Here is a 19,881-nt window from a genome sequence, read left to right as displayed (position 1 = left end):
ACGTAAAAGATGCCAACTAAGATAGCTGACTTAGTTTGGCGTTTTAAGAGGGTAATATGTCAAAACCTGTTCCTAAAGCGACATTATTAACGCCCAGTGACGTGGCGTTTATCACAGATGCCAATCGACCTGTGCTAACCCATACTCGCAATATGGCGGCGGAAGCGGGCATCGAGCCTCATTCTCATCCGCGGGGGCAGCTACTTTGGGCCGCGAAAGGCTTGTTACGTGTCCGCAGCGACAATGCCGTCTGGGTGGTACCTTCAACCCATGCGGTGTGGATCCCCTGCAATTTGCCCCATCAAGTGAACAGCGAAACCCACGCCCACACTCGCAATATCTATATTGATCCTAGCTATGATGTTAGGCCACAGGATACAAAAGTGGTGATGGTGACGATGACAGCGCTGATGCGCGAACTGGTGCTCAAACTCTGTGAGAGTTCACACCTTTTAGGCAGTGGACAACTGCATCGGCTGGGTTTGGTTGCCATTGATGAGCTCGAAACTCTGGACAGCCTAGATGCTCATTTACCCGCAGGCTCAGATCCAAGACTCAGCCGCTTGATCCAAAAGTTGATCCGGCACCCAACAGTGAATTACACCCTGACCGAGTTAGCCGAAATGGGCGGCGCGAGTGTGAGAACGATTGAACGACTATTCAAAGCTGAAACTGGGCTCACTTATCGACAATGGCGGCAAAGGTTTCGTTTGTTAAATTCGCTTGAAAGCTTAAGCCAAGGAGAGAGCACGACTAGGGTGGCACATAGTCTAGGTTATCTGAGCGTCAGCAGTTTCAGTGCGGCTTTTAAAATGCAATTTGGTTGCACGCCGCAAGATTATCCGCAGCATAAGCTGATGAAAAACAGGAAAAATCAGTTTACTCCCGCGCAAGAATAAACTGAGTCAGCCATAACAAATATCTATGTTTTGTATATCGATTCTTATAATTGGCCAGTCAGAGTGGAGTTAATATTCGTGCTATCTTGTGGGAGTCGAGTAACAAGCTCCGCTCGTTGATGCTCAAGTCTGTTAAACCTTTCTTGGTAAGGGGTTAATGAAATAATGCCAGAGCAGAGTATGAATTTCCCTACGGGGTTATAGATGTATTGGCTGAAAGTATCGATTGATAAATTGCTAGGACATTCATTCAGGGGAGCCGTGTCGTTTAGGAGCGCGGCATAACGATTGGCGGTATCTTGGTGTTGCATCAATGGTAGCAGTAACCACTCTATTAGCTTTGTATTTATGTCAGTATCACTAGTGACCTGTGTCGCTCTGGTTATCTGGGTAAAGTAATACCATTCGCCCCTTTTTACATTGTCAAACGAAAGTACTTCTGGTGACAGTGCATGCTTCCAGCTTGGTGGTAACGCCTCGATTAGTTGTGAATGCGGCAATTGACTCATTACCAACTCTCCAAGTTTCATATTCGCTTCCATTCCAGCATTACTCATCATCTTACCGATAAGCATATGAGTGCTTGCTGATAGCCGTTGCCAAAATAGCATATCTTGGTTGATTGCCTCGGCGACTTGTAGGGGATCCATAGTGCTGGCATCGGTCAGTACATTAAACAGATAGAGTTTTTGTGCTGCTAACAGATGGGTAAAGGGCATACTATCTGTAAAAACATTAAATTGGCTGCCATCCTGCCAAGTACCGATATTAAGCAGCTGCTGGTAGCGGACGATTAACCAATTATATTCATCGAGTAAGGCGTTAAGATTGTTCTCTTGTTTAAGCATTACATTACAGCTGGAGAGAAAATCATCTTCTTTGATGCATTGTTCAAGCGGTAATTGGGGCTTTTCAAAACGGATTTGTTGGTTATCTTGAGGTTTATCCATAACCCCGAGGTGTTGTAACTTCTTGAGGCGTTCTAGTCCAACATCCATTGGCGAAGCAGTATTGCTGACATCAAAACCGAGTACAAATACATAAGCATTATCGTTAAGGTGATTTGATAGTGCATTATCATTTTCCGCGATGTCGGCTAAGTAGTTTTGTGCCAGTTCAGAAGGTGGACTGTCTCGAAAATTTATAAGCAGAAGAATGAAATATAAACTGACAGGAATACATAATAGAGAGATTAAAATCCATTTCATTACCCGCAAAAAACGTCGCATTAAAAATCCTGTTAACAAATTAAACCGCCATTAATTACATAATGTAACACGATTTGGTTGCTTGGGAAGTCAGCCTGTGAAGGGATTTGAATGTTAAAAAAATATATGTAAAAGATCACCGCAACTTTCATCAGGTTTGATGGATGTTGTTAGCATAACAGGGCTATTCTTCGTCTGTTTTTTGCGCACTGTACACTGGTTGTGAATGAACTCGGTGATATGCATCTTTAATTCAGTATGAAAAGGGCATTAATTCTATAAAATGAGTCTGACAGGTCACAGCCAGATATAAAAAAGGCTAGAACAACATTTGTGAGTTGTTCTAGCCCTTAATTTATTAAAGCTAAAGCATCGTTAAGCTCATGCGCTGTTTTAGTGTGTTATTTCAGCACATTTTTTCAATGCGCTATTTCAATACACTATTTCAAAAAGCCACTTCAACTCGTTATTTCAATGCCGCTGGGACGATAGGGTAGTTATCCCAGACTTGGCCGTCGGTCATTGAGCGCACCAGTTTAATGTATTCGGCATGGGTCCAGGCTAGCGGCGTGGCTGAGTTAGTGCCTTGTCCGAGTTGGTAATGGTAGCGGGTGGCATCGCCGACACCGTCCCACGCTTGCTCGGGTAACATCATGCCCGCATTCGCAAACGTTTCCATGCCTTGCACATAGGTGTTGATCAACTGCTGCTTGGTTTGCTGCGAGTTATTGCCTGTTAGCTCGCCTTTTTCTTGGGCGAGTGCTAATTCAAAATGACCGCGCTCACCGGTGAAGAAGGGCCAGACGCGGCCACGTTGATCGGCGCTGTTGCTGCCCGACTCCGCATAGTTCTTGCCAGAAACCGTATCCTCACCGTAGCCATCGTTGCCATAACGTCTAAAGCCTGGGATTTTGCTGCCATCTTTAGCGGTAAACTCATATTTAAGGCGCAAATTAGAGTCAAGTTCAGTGTTATCAATCAATTGAAGGCTTTGATTGATCAGCTTATCAGTTGCACCGCGCACGCCATAACGTACTAGTTCTAAAAATCCGCCATCGAGGATCTGACGCTGATCTAAACCTTGCTTACCGTTATTCGCCGCCAGTGTATCGGCGGTGTTTGGCTCGCCATTCGGGCTTAAACGTAAATAGTAAGGCGCGCTGACGCCTGCGCTGTTTTTTAGTAGTCCTTGGGTGGTGACTAAGTGTTTTTCTAAACTATTACTTAAGTCTTTGGCGGCTGCAAGATAACGGCTGCTGGAGTCGGGATCCTTGGCTTCTTTGGCTATTTCACTCGCGGCAACAAGACCTGCGATCACTGCGGCCGTGGTCGAGGGTGAGTAACCCGCTTGTTCTTCCCAACGCTCTTGCTGGGTTTTTGGCGGGGCGATTTGAGTGTGATTCCAATCCAGATTGACCTCACCGCCACTGATCAAGAAGTCTGCAGCACCTTTGAGCATCTCTTGATACCAGTGACTGATCTCATCAGGGGTGAGCACACCCGCTTGCCAGAGTTTCCAGCCGAGCATGATAGGCATGGCGGTTTGATCGAGCTGCACACCAACCCACTCAATTTGGCCATCCACATGGGTCTTTTGCAGGAACCAACCCGGCGTACCCGTAAAGCCGGGCGTCATTTCGGTCACTTGCACTTTTTTCAGGTATTCGAAGGCCACTTTGGGCGTTTGGGTGTCACCCATGGCGAGGAATGCCATGGCACATTGGTAAAAGTCACGCGGCCATACCGCTTTATAGCCAGTACTCGGCACGGCTGCTGAAACCGTATCGCCCCAAGGATTGGATAACGAGGCGATAAGTGCGCCCGCATAGGTTTTATCTTCCTGCGCTTTCAAGACCATAGCACTGGTATACAGCAGCTTACCGCTATCTGTGGTGTTGTTGGCCATGTTTGCGATGGCGGGCAGCGAGCTTAAGTAATCGTGCCAGCCGACATGGGTGGCATCGCCTTTATAGGCGCTCAGCACAGCATCATAACCTGCGGCCAAAGTGGCATCGGCATTGGCTAAACTCTGTGCTCCATCTTTACCAAAACCGATGACGAGATTAAAAGTGACGGGTTTGGCTTTGATGAGCGTAGGGTAACTCGCAGTAAAAGCTATATTGCCAACGGTCGATTTATCTTGCGTACTGGTCGTTTGATAGGGTGTATCGAGTTTGCCGTTATCGGCCAAATCGGCTAGACCATCGGAGACACCGACAAAGCCTGTCGTTGCCTGCACAAAATTCAGCTCGGATTTGACCGTCATCACGCTGCTGTCTTTGGCGGCGGTATAGGCCACCAGCGCCTGATTGCCAGCATGTGTGTTGGTATGATTGTCTGTATTAGTGTCGATGCGGCCGATATCATTGGCGCCCGCGTTATCGATATGCGGATTGACATACAAATGCGGCGTAATGCCGTCTTCAAAGGCGGTAAAGGTGACGCGCATCATTAGGGTGTCGCGGTCAGGATCGGTAAAGATATGCTTTTCAATCTGATACTTACCTTCAATATCTTTATTGATAATTTTATAGGCAAGGGATTGTGGGCGACCATTAGCATCGGTATCTAAATATTCTATGCTGCTGATGGTGTTATCTTTTTCTGTATCGACAAAGCCATTTCCCGTGATCACAAATTGCAGTTCTTTGAGCTGCGCATTGTGAATAAGACCATACATGGTTTCGGTTAAAATACCTTGGGCGAGGGAGAACCAAACGCGGCTAATAGGATTCTGCTTGGCATCTTGGTATTGACCTTGGGTGTAAGGCTCGTACGACGTTCCAATACCGGTTTTACCCGAAAATGCCCAAGTCGGTGCTTTACCCGGTGCGCCGGGCGCAACCAGCTGCACATTTGATGCGGCATTGCCACTCATGCTTGGTGTTGCTGAATTCGATGTGGGTGAACAAGCAGTGAATCCTATTGTCCCTAATAGACTTGCGGCGACGGCAAGCGCTAGGCGGCTGCGCCTTGTTAACGTTTGTGCGTGACGGGTTTGGCTAGTGTGCAGATCCTGCTGCGGCGTAGGACTCGATTCCATCTCGTTCTCCCCAAATAATGGTTATATTTTTATAGTGATTGAATTGATATAAAAGCTTCATGCTGCGGTGAATCGCCAACAGGCCAAGTTCACCTTGCTTAATGTATCTGGCTATATGCCGACTAACTACCTCTTATCTAAAGACCTAGCATCTAACTGACTGTTATCTAACGGCCTGGCATCTAAAAGAGCCTCACTTAAGGAGATGGCACTTAATTGAGTGCCATCTTATTCAGCGCCACAGCACTTAGTGAACTGTCAGTTAACTTTGTCTGCGTCTTTTGTGGTTAAGTTGGTTTTGCTATTTACGGCGGCGCTTTGGCCATTTTGATCCACAATCTCTTGCTCAACAAAAAGTACGGCAATACCAGCGCACATCATCAAGATGCCACCTGTGATTAGCGCATAAATAGGTTGACCATCGAACAGACCATTGAGCACTAAACCCAGCACACTGGCGGCAAGAAGCTGCGGGATCACAATGAAAAAGTTAAAAATCCCCATGTAAACGCCCATTTTTTGCGGGGGTAACATGCCCGACAACATAGCGTAGGGCACAGATAATATTGACGCCCACGCGATACCGACACCTATCATAGGCAGCCATAACAGGCTTGGGTCTTTAATAAAGAAGAAGCTAATCAAGCCGATACCGCCACAGAACATATTGACTGTGTGCGTCAGTTTGATACCGATACGCTTAGCCAGCATAGGAATAAAGATCGCGGCAATGGCGGCAAAACCATTGTAGGAGGCGAACAGCACGCCGACCCAATCTGCGCCGTCGTTGTAGGCTTGGGACAACACATCGCTACTGCCAAAATGGTAAGACGTCACGGCAGCTGTGGTGTAAATCCACATGGCAAACAACGCAAACCAAGAGAAAAACTGCACAATCGCCAGTTGATGCATGGCTTTGGGCATATGGAATAAGTCATCGACCACGCTAAATACCATGCCGAGCTTATGGCGTTCAGCGGGGTGTGAATTACCTAAACGCAGCGCGCAATACAGTTGCAATGGACCAAAGGCAAAAATCCCTAGGCTTAAGATATACAGTTGCTTGTCTAAATCCTGCGCCCAAATAGCGAAGGTGAGCAGGGCACCGAGCCCCATCCACACGAAGGACGCAAATTGATATTTTTTTGCGCTGCGGATTCGGGATAAGGTTTCATCCTCAGCATCGATTTGTTTAGCATTAAAGGCGGCTAACTCTTCGGGAGAATATTCCCTTGTCGATACGACAGTCCAAGTGACCGCGAGCAATAACACTGTGCCACCGAAATAGAAGGCATAACGCACTGAGTCGGCAATCTCACCCGCTGGTGCGGTATTAGCGACATTAAAAAAGTGAGTCAAAATATAGGGTAAGGCCGAAGCGACCACAGCGCCAATGCCGATAAAAAAGCTTTGCATAGCATAGCCTTGGGTACGCTGGCTTTTCGGTAAATTATCACCGACGAAGGCGCGAAATGGCTCCATGGCGATGTTGATCGAGGCATCCATGATCCACAACATGCCCGCGGCAATCCACAGGGTAGGCGAGTGCGGCATGATAAAAATGGCGAGAGTGGTAAAAATCGCACCAATCAAAAAATAAGGGCGGCGGCGGCCAAGGCGTCCCCAGGTTTTATCGCTTAAATAACCAATAATAGGTTGAACCAACAAACCCGTCAGCGGCGCGGCAATCCACAGAATGGGGATTTCATCGATAGATGCACCTAAGGTTTGAAAAATGCGGCTGACGTTAGCATTTTGCAGGGCAAAACCAAATTGAATGCCTAAAAAACCGAAGCACATATTAAAAATTTGCCAGAAATTCAGCTCAGGTTGTTGCTTGAATGAATGCGGCGCCTGAGGCACGAGAGCTTGATGGCTATCTTGTTGATTCGCCTGTTGATGATTCGAAGACATTGAACTTCCTTTCTGTTGCCGGCAGTATGTCTGCCTTGAGTGCTTATTGTTTTAATTGTTTTGCCGAGCAATGGATGGTTTCGCACATATTATGAATGCGTCTGCTCTGTGAAAAAATGGCGAATATACCTCTCCCTCAGAAGCATATTCGCCGATAAATTCATTTCACATTTGGACTTAACACCTTAATGAAAACGAGTCAGTCCAAAAGAATGGCTCAAAGCCAGTCAGCAGAAAGAACTTAAGCCTGATAGTAATCCTTGTATATAACCCTATCAGAAACGACCTCACACATCTCAAACCCCACAAGCAGAGGGTGAAACGAGCGGATTTATAGTAGCCTTGCCTTGGTTTTAGGTACAACCGCTTACATACGTATTCATCATGGGTTGATAACCACACGTAAACAGAGGTGCAACCTGCTGTTGACTGTTTTTAACTTTGCTGGAGGCTTAGTTCATTTGACACTTGAGGACCGCACTATATAGTCAGCTGGGGGAACCCTATGCCCCAAACTTGTGAATAAGAGGATACCTATGTTTGTTGTTTCGCTCACCTATAAAAAGCCTATTGCCGAAGTGGAGTTACATTTAGCCGCGCACATTGCCTACCTTGAGCAGTATTATGCCGCAGGGACTTTTATTGCCTCGGGTCGCAAGGTGCCTCGAACCGGCGGCGTCATCCTCGCGAAGGCTGACAGTCGCGCGGCGCTAGAGGCCATTTTGCAGCAAGATCCGTTCTGCATTGCCGATGTTGCCGAGTTTGAGGTGATAGAGTTTGTGCCAACTAAAACCGCGCCCGGATTAGAGTCGTTAATTGAAGTGATTTAATGACCTTTTAGGCCGTCGTGGAGGCTAATATCGGCAGGTTAGATTTCATCGTTAGATTTCATCGCTAGATTTCGTAGCTTGAACGGAAGGTGCCTAGTGGCTGAGATTGGTGCGATTGAATCCGTTGAACTAGAAAATTGGGACGCGATAAGTAGGATTTAATGGATCAAATTTGGACTGAATTACAACAGGCTAAGGTTTTTAAAACCTTTTCTGATACTGGTGAAAGCGTACATTTCTACCATGCCAATGGTTTTCCATTAGGTGTTTATGCGCCCTTATTGGCCAAGTTGCAGCAAGCCTTTAGCCTTAATGCACTCGAGTTAAGGCCGACATGGCCCGATGTAGGTTTGCCGCCTAAGCGCCGAGATTGGCAGCTATATGCCGATGATTTGATCTTGCATATTGAGCGGCATTGCAGTGCGCCAATTGTCGGAATGGGTCATTCGATGGGAGCAACCAGTACCATTCTTGCCGCTAACAAAAGACCCGATTTGTTTAAAGCACTGATACTTATTGAACCTGCAATGGTGTCGCGCCCTATCGCTTGGTTTGCCAAGTTAATGCCTAAATCATTAATGAATTTGACCGCGCCCGCCAAAAACACCTTAAAGAAGCGCGATGTGTGGGAAAGTCGTGAGCATTTCCTTGAATATTGCAAAATGAGTAAGCTATACAAACGCTTTGATGATGAGGCTTTTGCTGCCTTAGCCCAATTCGGGGTTTATCAACACAATGATGGCCAATTCACGTTGAAGTTTCCTAAACGGTGGGAAGCGCATAATTACACCCAGCCGCCCAATGTATTATCGATATTGCGGCAGATAAAGCTTCCCTGCGTCGCCATTCGAGGGAAACCGTCAGTGTTCTTTTCTGAAGCGACTTGGCAGCGTTGGCAACAGCTCACACCGAATACGGTATTTTTAGAAGATCAGCGATATGGGCATCTGTTGCCGTTAGAAGATCCCTCCGCCTGCTTAAGCCTTATCCATCAAGGACTCAGTGAATTGAATCGCAAACGGGAGGCATAAGTGAGTTTGAGCATGCATTGAGCCGTAACGACTAAAGCCAAAAAGTGAATGAACCCAATCAAGCTAGGTCGTTGTCCTAGTATGCACTTTTTAAAGCCTGTTTTTCGCACTGGCAGGGTGAATTTATCCGATATTCTGAGTGCTAGTTTGCTATCATGCCGTTTTCCTTATTGAAACCTTACGCAGGTTTCCGCTGCGCGAGTCCCGCTTTTTATGTCTATTCAAACGCTGTTATCGACGGCTCTGGCGAAACGCCATGATTTTTTACAACAAGCAGAACAGGATCAAACCGATTGTTTTCGGGTGTTCCATGGCACAGTCGAAGGCGTGAGTGGCTTGAATATCGACCGTTACGGCGATACTTGGCTAGTGCAGAGTTTTCATCAGACCTTAACCGACGAAGAGTTAGCCGATGTGAGTGCCGTTTTGCTGCAACAGGCCGATTTGCCGATTGTGTATAACGACCGCTCATTAGGCAATTCCCGCGTATTGAACGCGTTATCACCGTCACTGACAGAGATTGCGAGTGCTGAGCGAGTTATGCAGGAAAATGGCATCAAGTTCAGCACTAAATTGCGCCACGAAGGGCAAGATCCGCTGCTATTTCTCGATATGCGTATTGGCCGCGAATATGTGCGGGCAAATAGCCAAGATAAAACCGTGCTGAATTTGTTTTCCTACACCTGCGGCATTGGCACTGCGGCAGCCATCGGCGGTGCGACTCGGGTGATGAACGTCGATTTTTCTTCTTTTGCTTTAGCCACGGGCAAGGCGAATGCGGCGCTAAATCAGGTGTCCAATGTGTGTGAGTTTGTCCAGAGTGATGCGTTTCCGGCCCTGCGCCAATTAGCTGGTTTAAGTGTGGGAGGGCGCCGCAATCAAAAATTACCGAGCTTCCCAAAATTACCGCAAACCCAGTTTGATCTCGTGTTCCTCGATCCACCGCGTTATGCCAAGAGTGCTTTCGGTATTGTCGATTTGATCAATGATTATCAAGGTTTATTTAAGCCTGCATTAATGGCTACTAAAGTCGGTGGCACTATCGTTTGCTGCAACAATGTGGCGAAAGTTGAGCGCCAAGCATGGTTTGACAGTTTAGTACGCTGCGTTGAAAAACAAGGCCGTACAGTCACAGCGCACACTTGGCTCGATCCCCATGAAGATTTCCCATCTTTCGATGACAATCATCCACTTAAAATTGTCGCGCTGACCTTAAGTTAACGACATAGCGATACGAACGGCATAGAAATACCAACAAACAGGGCACCGTATTAGGTGCCCTTTTTATTGTTCATTTATTTGCTGCTATATGGGTTGCAAGTGGAAGGCAATCGCGATGCGGTTCCAGCCATTAATGGCAATGATTAAGCTGGTGAGGTCGACAATTTCTTTCTCGGAATAATGCTCTGCAAGCGCCGCATAATGACTGTCATGCACTGGTGCAGTAGCAACTTGGGTTAAGGTTTCAGTCCAGAGCAGCGCTGCACGTTCCCGTTCATTAAAGATTCCATCGACCTCATGCCAAGCGGCAAGTAAATCTAAACGCAGCTGTTCTTCACCGTCGCTTCTGGCTTCTTCGGCGTGCATTCGCTGACAAAACGCGCAGCCATTGAGTTGCGATGCTCTGAGCTTGACTAAATGCACCAGTAATGGCGTAAAGTGGGAGTCGCCGGCTGCTTTGTCTAAGCTTAACAGTGCCTTGGCGAGTGCGGGTTGTAGCTGATAAATTTGCTGGCGTGGTATACGTTCTGACATAAAAGCCTCCTATAAGCTGAGGCTTCAATCTAAGCGGTTAGCGCGACCTAGGATTGGAGATTTGCGACATTTTACGCTTTTTGTATTGCCCTGGAGTTTGCTGTGTCACCCGCACAAAGTGTTGATGTAGATGGGCTTGATCGTAAAATCCGCAATCGAATGCAACCTGCACTAGGCTGAGGTTAGGTGATTGGCTGAGTAGGTTACGGGCGACTTTGACTCTGTTTAATTGCAGTAACTGCGCCGGCGACAATCCGGTTTCTTGTTTAAATCTTCGTTCAAACTGGCGGCGACTTAAGGGCAGTTGCTTATAGAAATCCTCTAAACTGGTTTGGGTTTGAATAAGCTTTGGTAAATTCGCCTGCACTAAGCCAACCATAGCGCTTTTATGTCGAGTTAACACCGCAGTAAATTGCCGCAGGGAGAGTTGCAACAACCAGTGCTCAAGTAGGGCGATGCGTTGGGCCGGCTGATTAGTTTCCGCCAGTTGTGATAACAGTTGCTCCAATCCAGTTAGCTGCAATTGCGTCGCATCAATAGTCGTCACTGATGAAGTAGACAGAATATCTTGCAGTTCAATGCCGAGTAAATGAAACGCGCCGCCGGGGTGAAAGCGAACTGTCATCAGCTCGATTCCTGGCAAAAAGGCGTGGGAATGTCGGCTCTGACCACAATGAAACAATACTTGAGGCTCTTCGCCGCTGAGCGTTTGAGTCAGTGTTTGTGTTGGCGTTGGGAAATAGAAATGCAGGCTAGTGCCGCCGTCTGGATAAAATGTCTGTTCAATGCTCTGGGGTAAATCCGTCGCTACGCGCAAATGAAAGTAGCGCTGCACCCAAGGGCGAAGTGGCGCTAAGGGTTGAAAATGGCTAAAGCCTAAGTGCGCGAGTTCAGTTTCGAAACGCTTAAAGCTGCGCATTTCTAATAAATTTGCCCGATATCGCAAGCTGAGCACCATAAGCAAGTAAAGTAAGGTCAGATTAATCTAACTGAGGCATTTTTGCACCTGTGTTGCTTGTACGCATTCGCCTTGGACTGGCATGGTCTGTCTACGATGTGGGTGAGTTTGCGAGGGCATCTACAGCCTGTTTATTCGGTTTATACCGATTTGTCGGCCAATGAGCACGAACTGAATTTACGCCAACATCAGCTAAGACGCTTCGAGGGGGATTAACTTTTACGTTTTGTATTGGGATAAACAGGTGCTATTTGGCAATAAAAAGTCACCAAGGACAAGGTACATCCTTGGTGACTTTCTGTTTTTTACTCTGTATTTTTACACTCGCTCAAACACTCAGTTAACGCGCTAACGTTAACATGCTGAATTTAAAACGCGAAACCTAAGATGCTAAATTTAAAATACTAATTCTAAAGTACTTTGAATCTGATTGCCGTACCGCCACTGCTGGCAAGTACGAGGTTGAGGCTATCTTTAGCGCTCACTTCTTTAGTCTCAATCACATAATCATAGGGATTAGTTTTCCAATCGGCTTTTGCGCCATCGCGGTAAATCTGCGCTTGATAACGTTTATTCGGGGAGAGGAAATCCAGTTTGACCGTGACCTTGCGCGCGGTTTCATCCGTGAGTGCACCTAAGTACCAATCACCTTGATCCTTCGCTTGGCGGGCAAAGACCACATAGTCGCCGACTTCACCGGCAAGCGCGACACTCTGATACCAATCTGTGGGCACATCGCGGATAAATTGGAAGGCATCTAAGTGCTTTTCATAATTGCGCGGCAGATCGGCTGCCATTTGGATTGGGCTATAGAGCACAACGTACAAGGCGAGCTGTTTGGTCAAGGTGGTTTGCACACGGTTTTGTGCATCCAACCCCTTAGGTGCTAAGTCAAAAATCCCCGGGGTAAAGTCCATTGGGCCTGCGAGCATACGGGTGAACGGTAACATGGCCGTATGCTCAGGGCTATTTGGTGGGCTACCCCAGGCATTGTACTCTTGGCCGCGGGCACCTTCACGGGAGATCCAGTTTGGATAGGTTCGGCGCAGACCCGTGTCTTTGATTGGCTCGTGACTATTGATGCTGATATGGTGTTTCGCAGCCTCTGTGACGCTGTGCAGATACTCGCCCACCATAAACTGGCCGTCGTGCCACTCGTGACGGGTAATGCCTTTGTCATCGATACGCTTGATTTGGCCACCATCAGCGACATAGCCCGTCTTGACTTGGGTCACCCCCTGCTTCTCATACAGGGCAAAGGCATCAGCCATTTGATCGCGATAATGGGTGACTGATCCTGCTGTCTCGTGGTGGCCGATTAAACGCACCCCTTTTTTCGCCCCGTAGGCTGTGATGGCGGGCAGATCGAAATCGGCATAGGCCTTAGTAAAGCTAAATTGATCGCCATTATGGAACCAGTCGCCGTCCCAACCTTCATTCCAACCTTCTACCAATACACCATCAAACTGATATTTAGCGGCGAAATCCATGTAGCGTTCGGTTTCGCTGGTGGTGGCGCCGTGGGTTGGGCCCGAACCCCAAGTATTTTCATTTAAGTGCATTCCCCACCAAATACCGACGTATTTCCCCGGTTTTACCCAAGCAACATCGCCGAGTTTATTGGGCTCATTGAGGTTAAGGATAAGGTGCGAATTGAGCAGCCCAGTCGCGTTGTCGGCAATTTGAATGGTGCGCCACGGCGTATAAAAGCCCACTTGAGTTTTGACGCGAATGCCATCGGACCAAGGCGTGAGATCGGCCTTAAGCTTGCCATCGCGCTGCTGATCTAAGGTCATGGCGGCAAAGTCCACCAAGGCGGCCTCGTGAATACTTAAGTGCGTACCGTTCGCGAGTTTAAAGGTGAAGGGCGTGTGGACTCTATCGACTTCTTTAAGCGCTGTGGTGCGATACAAATATTCGTAGCGATTCCAGCCACGGGCAGGGATCCACCAAGCGGTGGCTTTATCGGCTTGGCCGACATTGAACTCGGTTAACTCGTCTGTGATTAAGATCGGCGAATTAGCGGGAAAGGAGGCTTGTTGGGCTAAGTGATAGCGAAAGCCAATACCATCGTCAAAGGCTTTAAACTCGACTTCGAGCTGCACCTTGCCGTTGCTTAATACTGCGGTCAGTTGATTGTGCTGATCGCGGATCCATTCCTGTTCGCCCCAAGGTTGTTGCCACTTGTCATCGGCACTTTTTTTCTCGCTGCTGTTAATCTGCAATCCTTGACCAAGTTCGCCAAGGGATTGAAAAACTAAGCCTAAGCGGCTCGGTTCTATGACTGTCTTGCCGTGAAAATCGATTTTATATTCGGGGCGGCCAGTATCGTCACTCAAGCTGATTTGAATTTGTTGGTTGGGTGAGCTGACGGTAACGGTTTTGGCAAATACGTTGGCACTAAAGAGACTCGTAACCGCAAGAGCGATAAGTGTAGGACTTAATCGCGCTTGCGATAGCTTTTGGCGTGATGAGCTCTGGCGAGCGTGACTCTTTGTTAAGTGACGGCCAGTAAACTGAATAGGGTTGGTCTTGATGAACATTCCTTGATCCTTGTTTTTATAATGAATGTGACTCACAGCATACTAGTGGCGATGGCTTTTTAACCGCAACGGCCTGCATACGTATTCACCACATTAAGGCGTGGCGTAACAGAAGTGACGAGAAGCACTGCGAGGGCACGAACAAAAGATGTGGTTTGCTTTTGACTCGGGTAATATGCGCGCTTTCTTTTTGCTTAAAAATGCAATTTAGCGTGGGATTTACAGTGGGATTTATAGTATTTGGAGCCACAGCAGTAAGGTCAAACCGTGAAAATTAGCCAACGTTTACAACAGATAAACAGCATGATCAGCGGTCATTACGACCATATTTGGGATTGCTGCTGCGATCATGGTTTGCTCGGTATGCTGTTGCTAGAAAGGAGCGCTGCCCGCCATGTACACTTTGTCGATTGTGTCCCTTCGCTGATGCAGGCGCTTGAACTGCGTTTGCAGCGTTTCTTCCCCGCTGACATATCAGGCCTAAATCCCAACTTAGCGCCACACTCAGATCCAGACTTAAACCCAGACATAGACCCACACTTAAACCTAGGCATAGACCCAAATTTAAGTTGTCATACTCAGTGGCAAGTGCATTGCCTTGATGTTGCGGCTTTACCGCTCGTGCAAACCAGTGACAAGGATAAACAGTTGATCATCATCGCTGGTGTGGGTGGTGAACTGCTGGTGGACTTAGTGCGGGCAATTCTAGCCCTGCACCCACAGCGGTACCTCGAATTTATTTTGTGTCCCGTGCATCATAATTACTATGTCAGGCAATCACTCACTGCCTTAGGGCTAGGGCTTAAGTCGGAACATTTATTGGAAGAGAATCAACGTTTCTACGAAATCCTCCATGTCAGTACAATAGCGGCTCCAAATGGTCTGCCTATCAGTGCTACGGGGTCGTTAATGTGGCTGACGTTAGATGAAACAAGTTTGCCGCGAGCGCAGCGTTATCTGTCGCAGGTGATTGGTCATTACCTACGCATGCCCACGCATAAGCAAACACCAGAGATTATTGATGCCTATCAGCAGCAATTGGCCCAGCTCTTAAGTGAGCATAGTGAGTTTGAATGCTCTTGAGCATTTTTCCGCTTGGACATTACGATGGGCACCAAAGATGAGCAACTACGATGAGAATCAGGCGAAATAAAGGATACATCGCGATCTCGTTGTTAATATCATGGGTAAAACGATTTTAGCTTAAGCCGTTAATAATCAAGAGTCTAATCGCTAAAACCTATCAATCACTCGGACGGGACTGAGTGTGATTATTGCCTCTGCTACAGTTTTTGATCTGCATTTGGCACATTTTCGTTTATGCTGCGACTCCTTTTCGGCAAATGGCTAAGACTATGCGTTTATTGAGAACCACCCAAGATCCAGCGGTTAACCTACAGACGGCACGCGTTTTTTATCGCAGAGCTGCCCGCGCGATTGTGTTATCGGGTGAAGACATTTTGCTGCTGTATACTCAAAAATACCGCGACTACAGCTTACCCGGCGGCGGAATTGACGACGGCGAGAGCCTCGAAGACGGGCTGATCCGTGAGCTACAGGAAGAAACCGGCGCCCTAGACATTCAAGTGTTAGCCCCCTTTGGTCGTTACGAAGAGTTTCGTCCTTGGTACCGTGAAGGGGCGAACGTAGTGCACATGGAGTCATTTTGTTATGTGTGCCGTATCGACACCGCACTGGGCGAGCGTGGTTTAGGTGAGACTCGATTAGAAGCCCATGAGATAAAAAATGGCATGCGGCCTGAATGGCTCAATATTCATCAAGCCATCGCTCATAATGAAGATATTCAGCGCAATCATCCCCATAAAGGCCAATCAATAGAGCGTGAAACTTTTCTGCTAAAAAAGATAGTGTTGGAGTGTTTGTAAGTTTTATAGCTTTAAAATCATATCATTAATCTATGATTTTATTTCACACATAACTGAGTGAGCAGGGTTTGGTTAGCGATTAAACGTCGTTATTTCAACCTGATCTTTTAAGCGGATTCACTTCGGTCTTCTGTATGATTAAGTTGATGAACAAGGCTATTTCTCATTCTTTTGCCGCAGCAAGGAAGGCAATGAAGATTATTTTATTGACCCACGAACGCGAGTTAACCCGCAAAACAAATACCGGCCAACTCGCGTTAGCCGCATTCCCTGAAGAGGTGAAAAGCATCGTCTGGTCGAGAACTACACCTGATAACGATTTAGTGGCTATGCTGGCATCGCAGCAGGCTAAATTGTTGTTTCCTGCAAGTGATACTGAGCCCGCTGTGCCCATTGATCATAATGCCTTAGATACGGATTTAGCTGAGCCAGCACTCTCGAACGCACAAATGTTGTTAGCGCCTGCGCAATCTACAGTGATAGCAGAACAGCGAATGCCGAGCCAAGTGGTGATTTTAGATGCGACCTGGCAGGAGGCACGTAAGATGCTGCGCCAGAGCCCCTATCTTAAAACGGCTGCACGAGTCAGTTTGCCGCCACTTATGCCTGAATCCGCCTTTATATTGCGGCGTAATCAGCAAGAAGGGGGCTTGTGCACTGCAGAATGTATTATTGCGCTTTGGCGCCAGTGTGGTAGAGCAGAACAAGCGACGCTATTAGCGTCGCTATTTACTGAATTGAATAGCCGTACTTGATTGCGATGTTTGAGAGAGCGTTCGAGGAAGTGCTTGAATAGATAATTAACGACTTTTAGCTTTGACCCACAGATAAATCACCGTCAGTTAAATCATAGCCATTTAAAGAACAGTCAGATAAATACACAGAAAGTGACTCATGGCACCGCCAAGCACGAACAAATGCCAAATGGCATGGTTAAATGGAATGCGTTTCCCGACGTAGAACACCACACCTAAAGTGTAAAATAATCCACCTAAGATCAATAGATTAAAACCTAACTCCGACATGGCCGCCGTTAAATCGCCCATCACAGTGACACATAGCCAACCCATGGCGAGATACAAGACTAAGCTTAACTTTTTGAATTTGTGAATAAATAGCGTCTTAAATAGGATCCCACCAATCGCAAGCGACCAAATCGCCGTTAAAATCACTATCGATTGCGTCCCCTGTAGGCTTATCAGCATCAAAGGTGTGTAAGTTCCTGCAATCAAGCAGTAAATTGCGCAGTGATCGGCGATCTTAAGTTTATGTTTCCAGCCTGAATGGCTAACGCTGTGGTATAAGGTCGAGCATAGAAAAAGCACTATGATGCTCGCACCATAAATGGCAACGCCTGTTAGTTGAATTGGCGTTAGATGATCTTGCCCTTTGAGTAACATCAGTACCAATGCCACTATGCCTGCTATGACGCCTAAGCCATGGGATACGCTATTAGCGATCTCTTCTTTAATACTATAAGGCCCAGAATTAGCAGGGATTTTAGCTGGGTTTTGTTGTTCGATAACACTTTGACTCGACATGGTAGATACACACTCGCAAACGATAATGACTAAGTCTATCAGTTAGGAAAATAAATCACCATATTTAAGCGCACACTTGTAAGCTTAAATTTCGTGATTGGCTTCTATTGTTTTCACCTTTTATCTTTTTTACGCCGTCTTGCATTCCCGTCAGCGTATCGCATTGATGATGTTATCCGCTTCAAGACGTAAGAGTTAACAAGCCATTTCCCATCAATTTAGCGCGATTGTGATCTCAATTCCCAGCCTTATTTGTCTCGACTGACAAGTGTCTTACTAAGCATTAGCGTAAGCACTGCGCTTGTAACGTGTTGCATTCGCGTTGAACTTTACCCTGTTTGCCTCCTCTAATCTGCGTTGAGTACTCGCAAGTAAATGCAATCATTGGATAATTCTCTTTCAATATTCAGCAACTCGATATTGGATTGATATTGGATTTGAGTGTAATTGTTCCACGTTAAGCATCATCGAAATCAATTGAGACTACACAAAACCTAAGGATGGATTTTGCCTTTTCAACGTCAACCCAAAGCCGTGCCTTTATTGACAGTATCTCCTACAGCAATAGCGATTGGAGATGATACTGATAGTGCTTTGCTTTTTTCGGTCACATCGCCAGAAGGCGAGACTTTTATTGCATTTGATCATCACTTCGTTGATCTGGATACTGCACAAACGCCTGTTTTTACCACTGCTGCCGAGCCGTCAGCGTTCAATCGCGGTGCAGGCCTTTTAGTCACTGAGCATGACATCAAAGGCATCGCTCAAGTTAAAACCCGAGATTTGGTACTGCAAGAAATCCATACTGAACATCAAGATCAAGATAAATTGGTTTCTGAATCTGAATCCAAACTTGAACTGTCTAGGACAATACAAACCCGTGCTCAAGGATTGGGGTTACGTACTCGTCAGCCATATTTCAAAGGATTAAGCCTGCTATTTTTTGTGCTCTTAGTGCATACGTGTTTATTTTTACTTATCTGCATTTTGTGGCGCCCACAGTTAAATCCCTTTGGATTAACGGAAACGGAAAGTCGGGGCCCTAAAGTGACGGCGCTTAAAGCTTACTTTATTTATGCTCCCGCGGTAGAGAAGGCTGAAAGCGCTGCGCTAGAAACAGAGAGCAAGGCCGTGGATAAGACTGAGATGACAAGTTCTGTTACGCCTACAACTGTTCCCACGCCTCAAACTCAAGTTAAGCCTCTGCCAATACTTGAAAAGGTCATGCCTGAAAAAGTAGATCAGGGAAAAGTGAAGCCAGATACGGTTAAACCGGACATCACTCAATCGAGCCAATCTCAATCAAGTGCCCAAAGTGAAGTACAGTCCGCGGAAGTGACGGCAAAAAAACCAACTAATACGCTTGATACCACAGAAATAAAGCCGCAGCTTGGCGCTAAGAGCTCGCCCGCAGCAGAAGGTGAGAGCACAATAGCGACAAGCTCAAGCATGAGTTTATTCACCCAGCAATATTTTGAACGTCAGCGCGAGCAAGCGCTCGATGATCTCGTCATTGAACAGGCCGATAAATTCACCCGGAAATCGAATATGAGTGAAATGAGCCCTGAGATGGAAGTGTTATTTGTCCCTAACGCCGATGATTTCGGTGGCACAACGAGCCTAGATTTACCCTTAGATCCAAATCGTATTGTGCGTAAAGGGGATACTTGTTATCGCGTGGTACAAGTCGGCACTCAAGTTAATCCTTACGCCGAAAATTTAGGTTTCCCATTTGACTGCAGTGGCAAAAAAATCAATCAAGCTATTGATGATGCCATTCAATCTCGATTAAACAAAATGATGCTCAAACCCCATAAATAGTGACTTTCTTTTATGATTTATTTTCACGCCAATTATAAATTTTTTAGTTTTACTTAATTTTTTTCAATTAAAAACAATAGATTGTGAGTCTTTATTTTGGATTGGTAGTTAAGGTTTTTAATTACTTTTTTCCTTGTTTGTTGCTGCCGCTTCTGTCTATACTGCGCACTCATCTTGTCGGAGTGCCTCTTGGCTGAGACCGTTTATTCGGGATCCGTTGAACCTGATCAGGTTAAAACCTGCGAAGGAAACAAGCGTAATAACACACATTAAATCGCCAAAATAGACGGCTTGAACACCTGTTTACTCAGCAGAGTTTTAAGCCTTAATGTTTAGATTTAATTGTTATTGAGCAGGGTAACTCAATTTTTGAAGCCAGTGTTGGCCACAAAAATTGATTGCCATGTCCAGCTATCAACAACTCAATTCTCCAGACAAGCAACTCCATTTTT

Annotated in this window: 15 protein-coding genes and 1 riboswitch; of the genes, 8 read left to right on the top strand and 7 right to left on the bottom strand. The window is 46.5% G+C overall.

Features of this window, described 5'->3' with window-relative positions; genetic code table 11:
• Positions 1-56: 56 nt before the first annotated feature.
• On the top strand, positions 57-899 hold the full coding sequence (locus Q4Q49_RS01310; protein ID WP_012089319.1) for a helix-turn-helix transcriptional regulator: 843 nt from the start codon (positions 57-59) through the stop codon (positions 897-899).
• Between the two features lie 44 nt (positions 900-943).
• Here the strand turns inward: Q4Q49_RS01310 and Q4Q49_RS01305 are convergent, their stop codons facing one another.
• From Q4Q49_RS01305 to Q4Q49_RS01295, 3 genes are all read right to left on the bottom strand, one after another.
• On the bottom strand, positions 944-2,128 hold the full coding sequence (locus Q4Q49_RS01305; RefSeq protein WP_311998432.1) for a hypothetical protein: 1,185 nt from the start codon (positions 2,126-2,128) through the stop codon (positions 944-946).
• 445 nt (positions 2,129-2,573) lie between these two features.
• Positions 2,574-5,150 carry a glycoside hydrolase family 15 protein gene (locus tag Q4Q49_RS01300; protein WP_311998431.1) on the bottom strand — a complete coding sequence of 859 codons (2,577 nt, stop codon included), beginning with the start codon at positions 5,148-5,150 and terminating at the stop codon, positions 2,574-2,576.
• Positions 5,151-5,408: 258 nt separating this feature from the next.
• Entirely contained in the window at positions 5,409-7,064 is a 1,656-nt protein-coding gene (locus tag Q4Q49_RS01295) for an MFS transporter (RefSeq protein WP_311998429.1), read from the bottom strand.
• A 536-nt stretch (positions 7,065-7,600) separates the two neighbouring features.
• Here Q4Q49_RS01295 and Q4Q49_RS01290 point away from each other — a divergent pair.
• From Q4Q49_RS01290 to Q4Q49_RS01280, 3 genes are all read left to right on the top strand, one after another.
• On the top strand, positions 7,601-7,894 hold the full coding sequence (locus tag Q4Q49_RS01290; protein WP_311890843.1) for a YciI family protein: 294 nt from the start codon (positions 7,601-7,603) through the stop codon (positions 7,892-7,894).
• Between the two features lie 161 nt (positions 7,895-8,055).
• Complete coding sequence (locus Q4Q49_RS01285; protein WP_311890844.1) at positions 8,056-8,925, top strand: alpha/beta hydrolase; 870 nt, start codon at positions 8,056-8,058, stop codon at positions 8,923-8,925.
• A 213-nt stretch (positions 8,926-9,138) separates the two neighbouring features.
• Complete coding sequence (locus Q4Q49_RS01280) at positions 9,139-10,146, top strand: class I SAM-dependent methyltransferase (protein ID WP_311998428.1); 1,008 nt, start codon at positions 9,139-9,141, stop codon at positions 10,144-10,146.
• A gap of 84 nt (positions 10,147-10,230) precedes the next feature.
• On the opposite strand, the gene Q4Q49_RS01275 is transcribed toward Q4Q49_RS01280, so the two are convergent.
• The 3 genes from Q4Q49_RS01275 to Q4Q49_RS01265 form a co-directional block, all read right to left on the bottom strand.
• Positions 10,231-10,680, bottom strand: a complete 450-nt coding sequence (locus Q4Q49_RS01275; RefSeq protein ID WP_311998427.1) for a carboxymuconolactone decarboxylase family protein — start codon at positions 10,678-10,680, stop codon at positions 10,231-10,233.
• 37 nt (positions 10,681-10,717) lie between these two features.
• Positions 10,718-11,638: a helix-turn-helix domain-containing protein gene (locus tag Q4Q49_RS01270; RefSeq protein WP_311998426.1), complete on the bottom strand. Its 921-nt coding sequence runs from the start codon at positions 11,636-11,638 to the stop codon at positions 10,718-10,720.
• A 410-nt stretch (positions 11,639-12,048) separates the two neighbouring features.
• Positions 12,049-14,181: a glycoside hydrolase family 97 protein gene (locus Q4Q49_RS01265; protein WP_311998425.1), complete on the bottom strand. Its 2,133-nt coding sequence runs from the start codon at positions 14,179-14,181 to the stop codon at positions 12,049-12,051.
• 267 nt (positions 14,182-14,448) lie between these two features.
• Here Q4Q49_RS01265 and Q4Q49_RS01260 point away from each other — a divergent pair, with 267 nt between their 5' ends.
• The 3 genes from Q4Q49_RS01260 to Q4Q49_RS01250 all read left to right on the top strand — a co-directional run bounded on the left by Q4Q49_RS01260 (position 14,449) and on the right by Q4Q49_RS01250 (position 16,822).
• Complete coding sequence (locus Q4Q49_RS01260) at positions 14,449-15,264, top strand: tRNA (adenine(22)-N(1))-methyltransferase TrmK (protein ID WP_311998424.1); 816 nt, start codon at positions 14,449-14,451, stop codon at positions 15,262-15,264.
• A gap of 272 nt (positions 15,265-15,536) precedes the next feature.
• Entirely contained in the window at positions 15,537-16,067 is a 531-nt protein-coding gene (locus tag Q4Q49_RS01255) for an NUDIX hydrolase (RefSeq protein WP_126491847.1), read from the top strand.
• Positions 16,068-16,213: 146 nt separating this feature from the next.
• On the top strand, positions 16,214-16,822 hold the full coding sequence (locus Q4Q49_RS01250; protein WP_126493491.1) for a tRNA-uridine aminocarboxypropyltransferase: 609 nt from the start codon (positions 16,214-16,216) through the stop codon (positions 16,820-16,822).
• Between the two features lie 102 nt (positions 16,823-16,924).
• Here the strand turns inward: Q4Q49_RS01250 and trhA are convergent, their stop codons facing one another.
• Positions 16,925-17,608: a PAQR family membrane homeostasis protein TrhA gene (gene trhA / locus Q4Q49_RS01245; RefSeq protein ID WP_126491848.1), complete on the bottom strand. Its 684-nt coding sequence runs from the start codon at positions 17,606-17,608 to the stop codon at positions 16,925-16,927.
• A 507-nt stretch (positions 17,609-18,115) separates the two neighbouring features.
• On the opposite strand from trhA, the gene Q4Q49_RS01240 reads away from it, so the two are divergent.
• Complete coding sequence (locus tag Q4Q49_RS01240) at positions 18,116-19,429, top strand: hypothetical protein (protein ID WP_311998423.1); 1,314 nt, start codon at positions 18,116-18,118, stop codon at positions 19,427-19,429.
• A 168-nt stretch (positions 19,430-19,597) separates the two neighbouring features.
• Positions 19,598-19,696: riboswitch (TPP riboswitch) on the top strand.
• Positions 19,697-19,881: the final 185 nt, after the last annotated feature.

This window comes from Shewanella sp. SP1S1-7, from assembly GCF_031932105.1.
GTDB lineage: Bacteria > Pseudomonadota > Gammaproteobacteria > Enterobacterales > Shewanellaceae > Shewanella > Shewanella baltica.
Note: the sequence above shows the minus strand (reverse complement) of the source record. Positions and strands in the feature narration are given on the sequence as shown.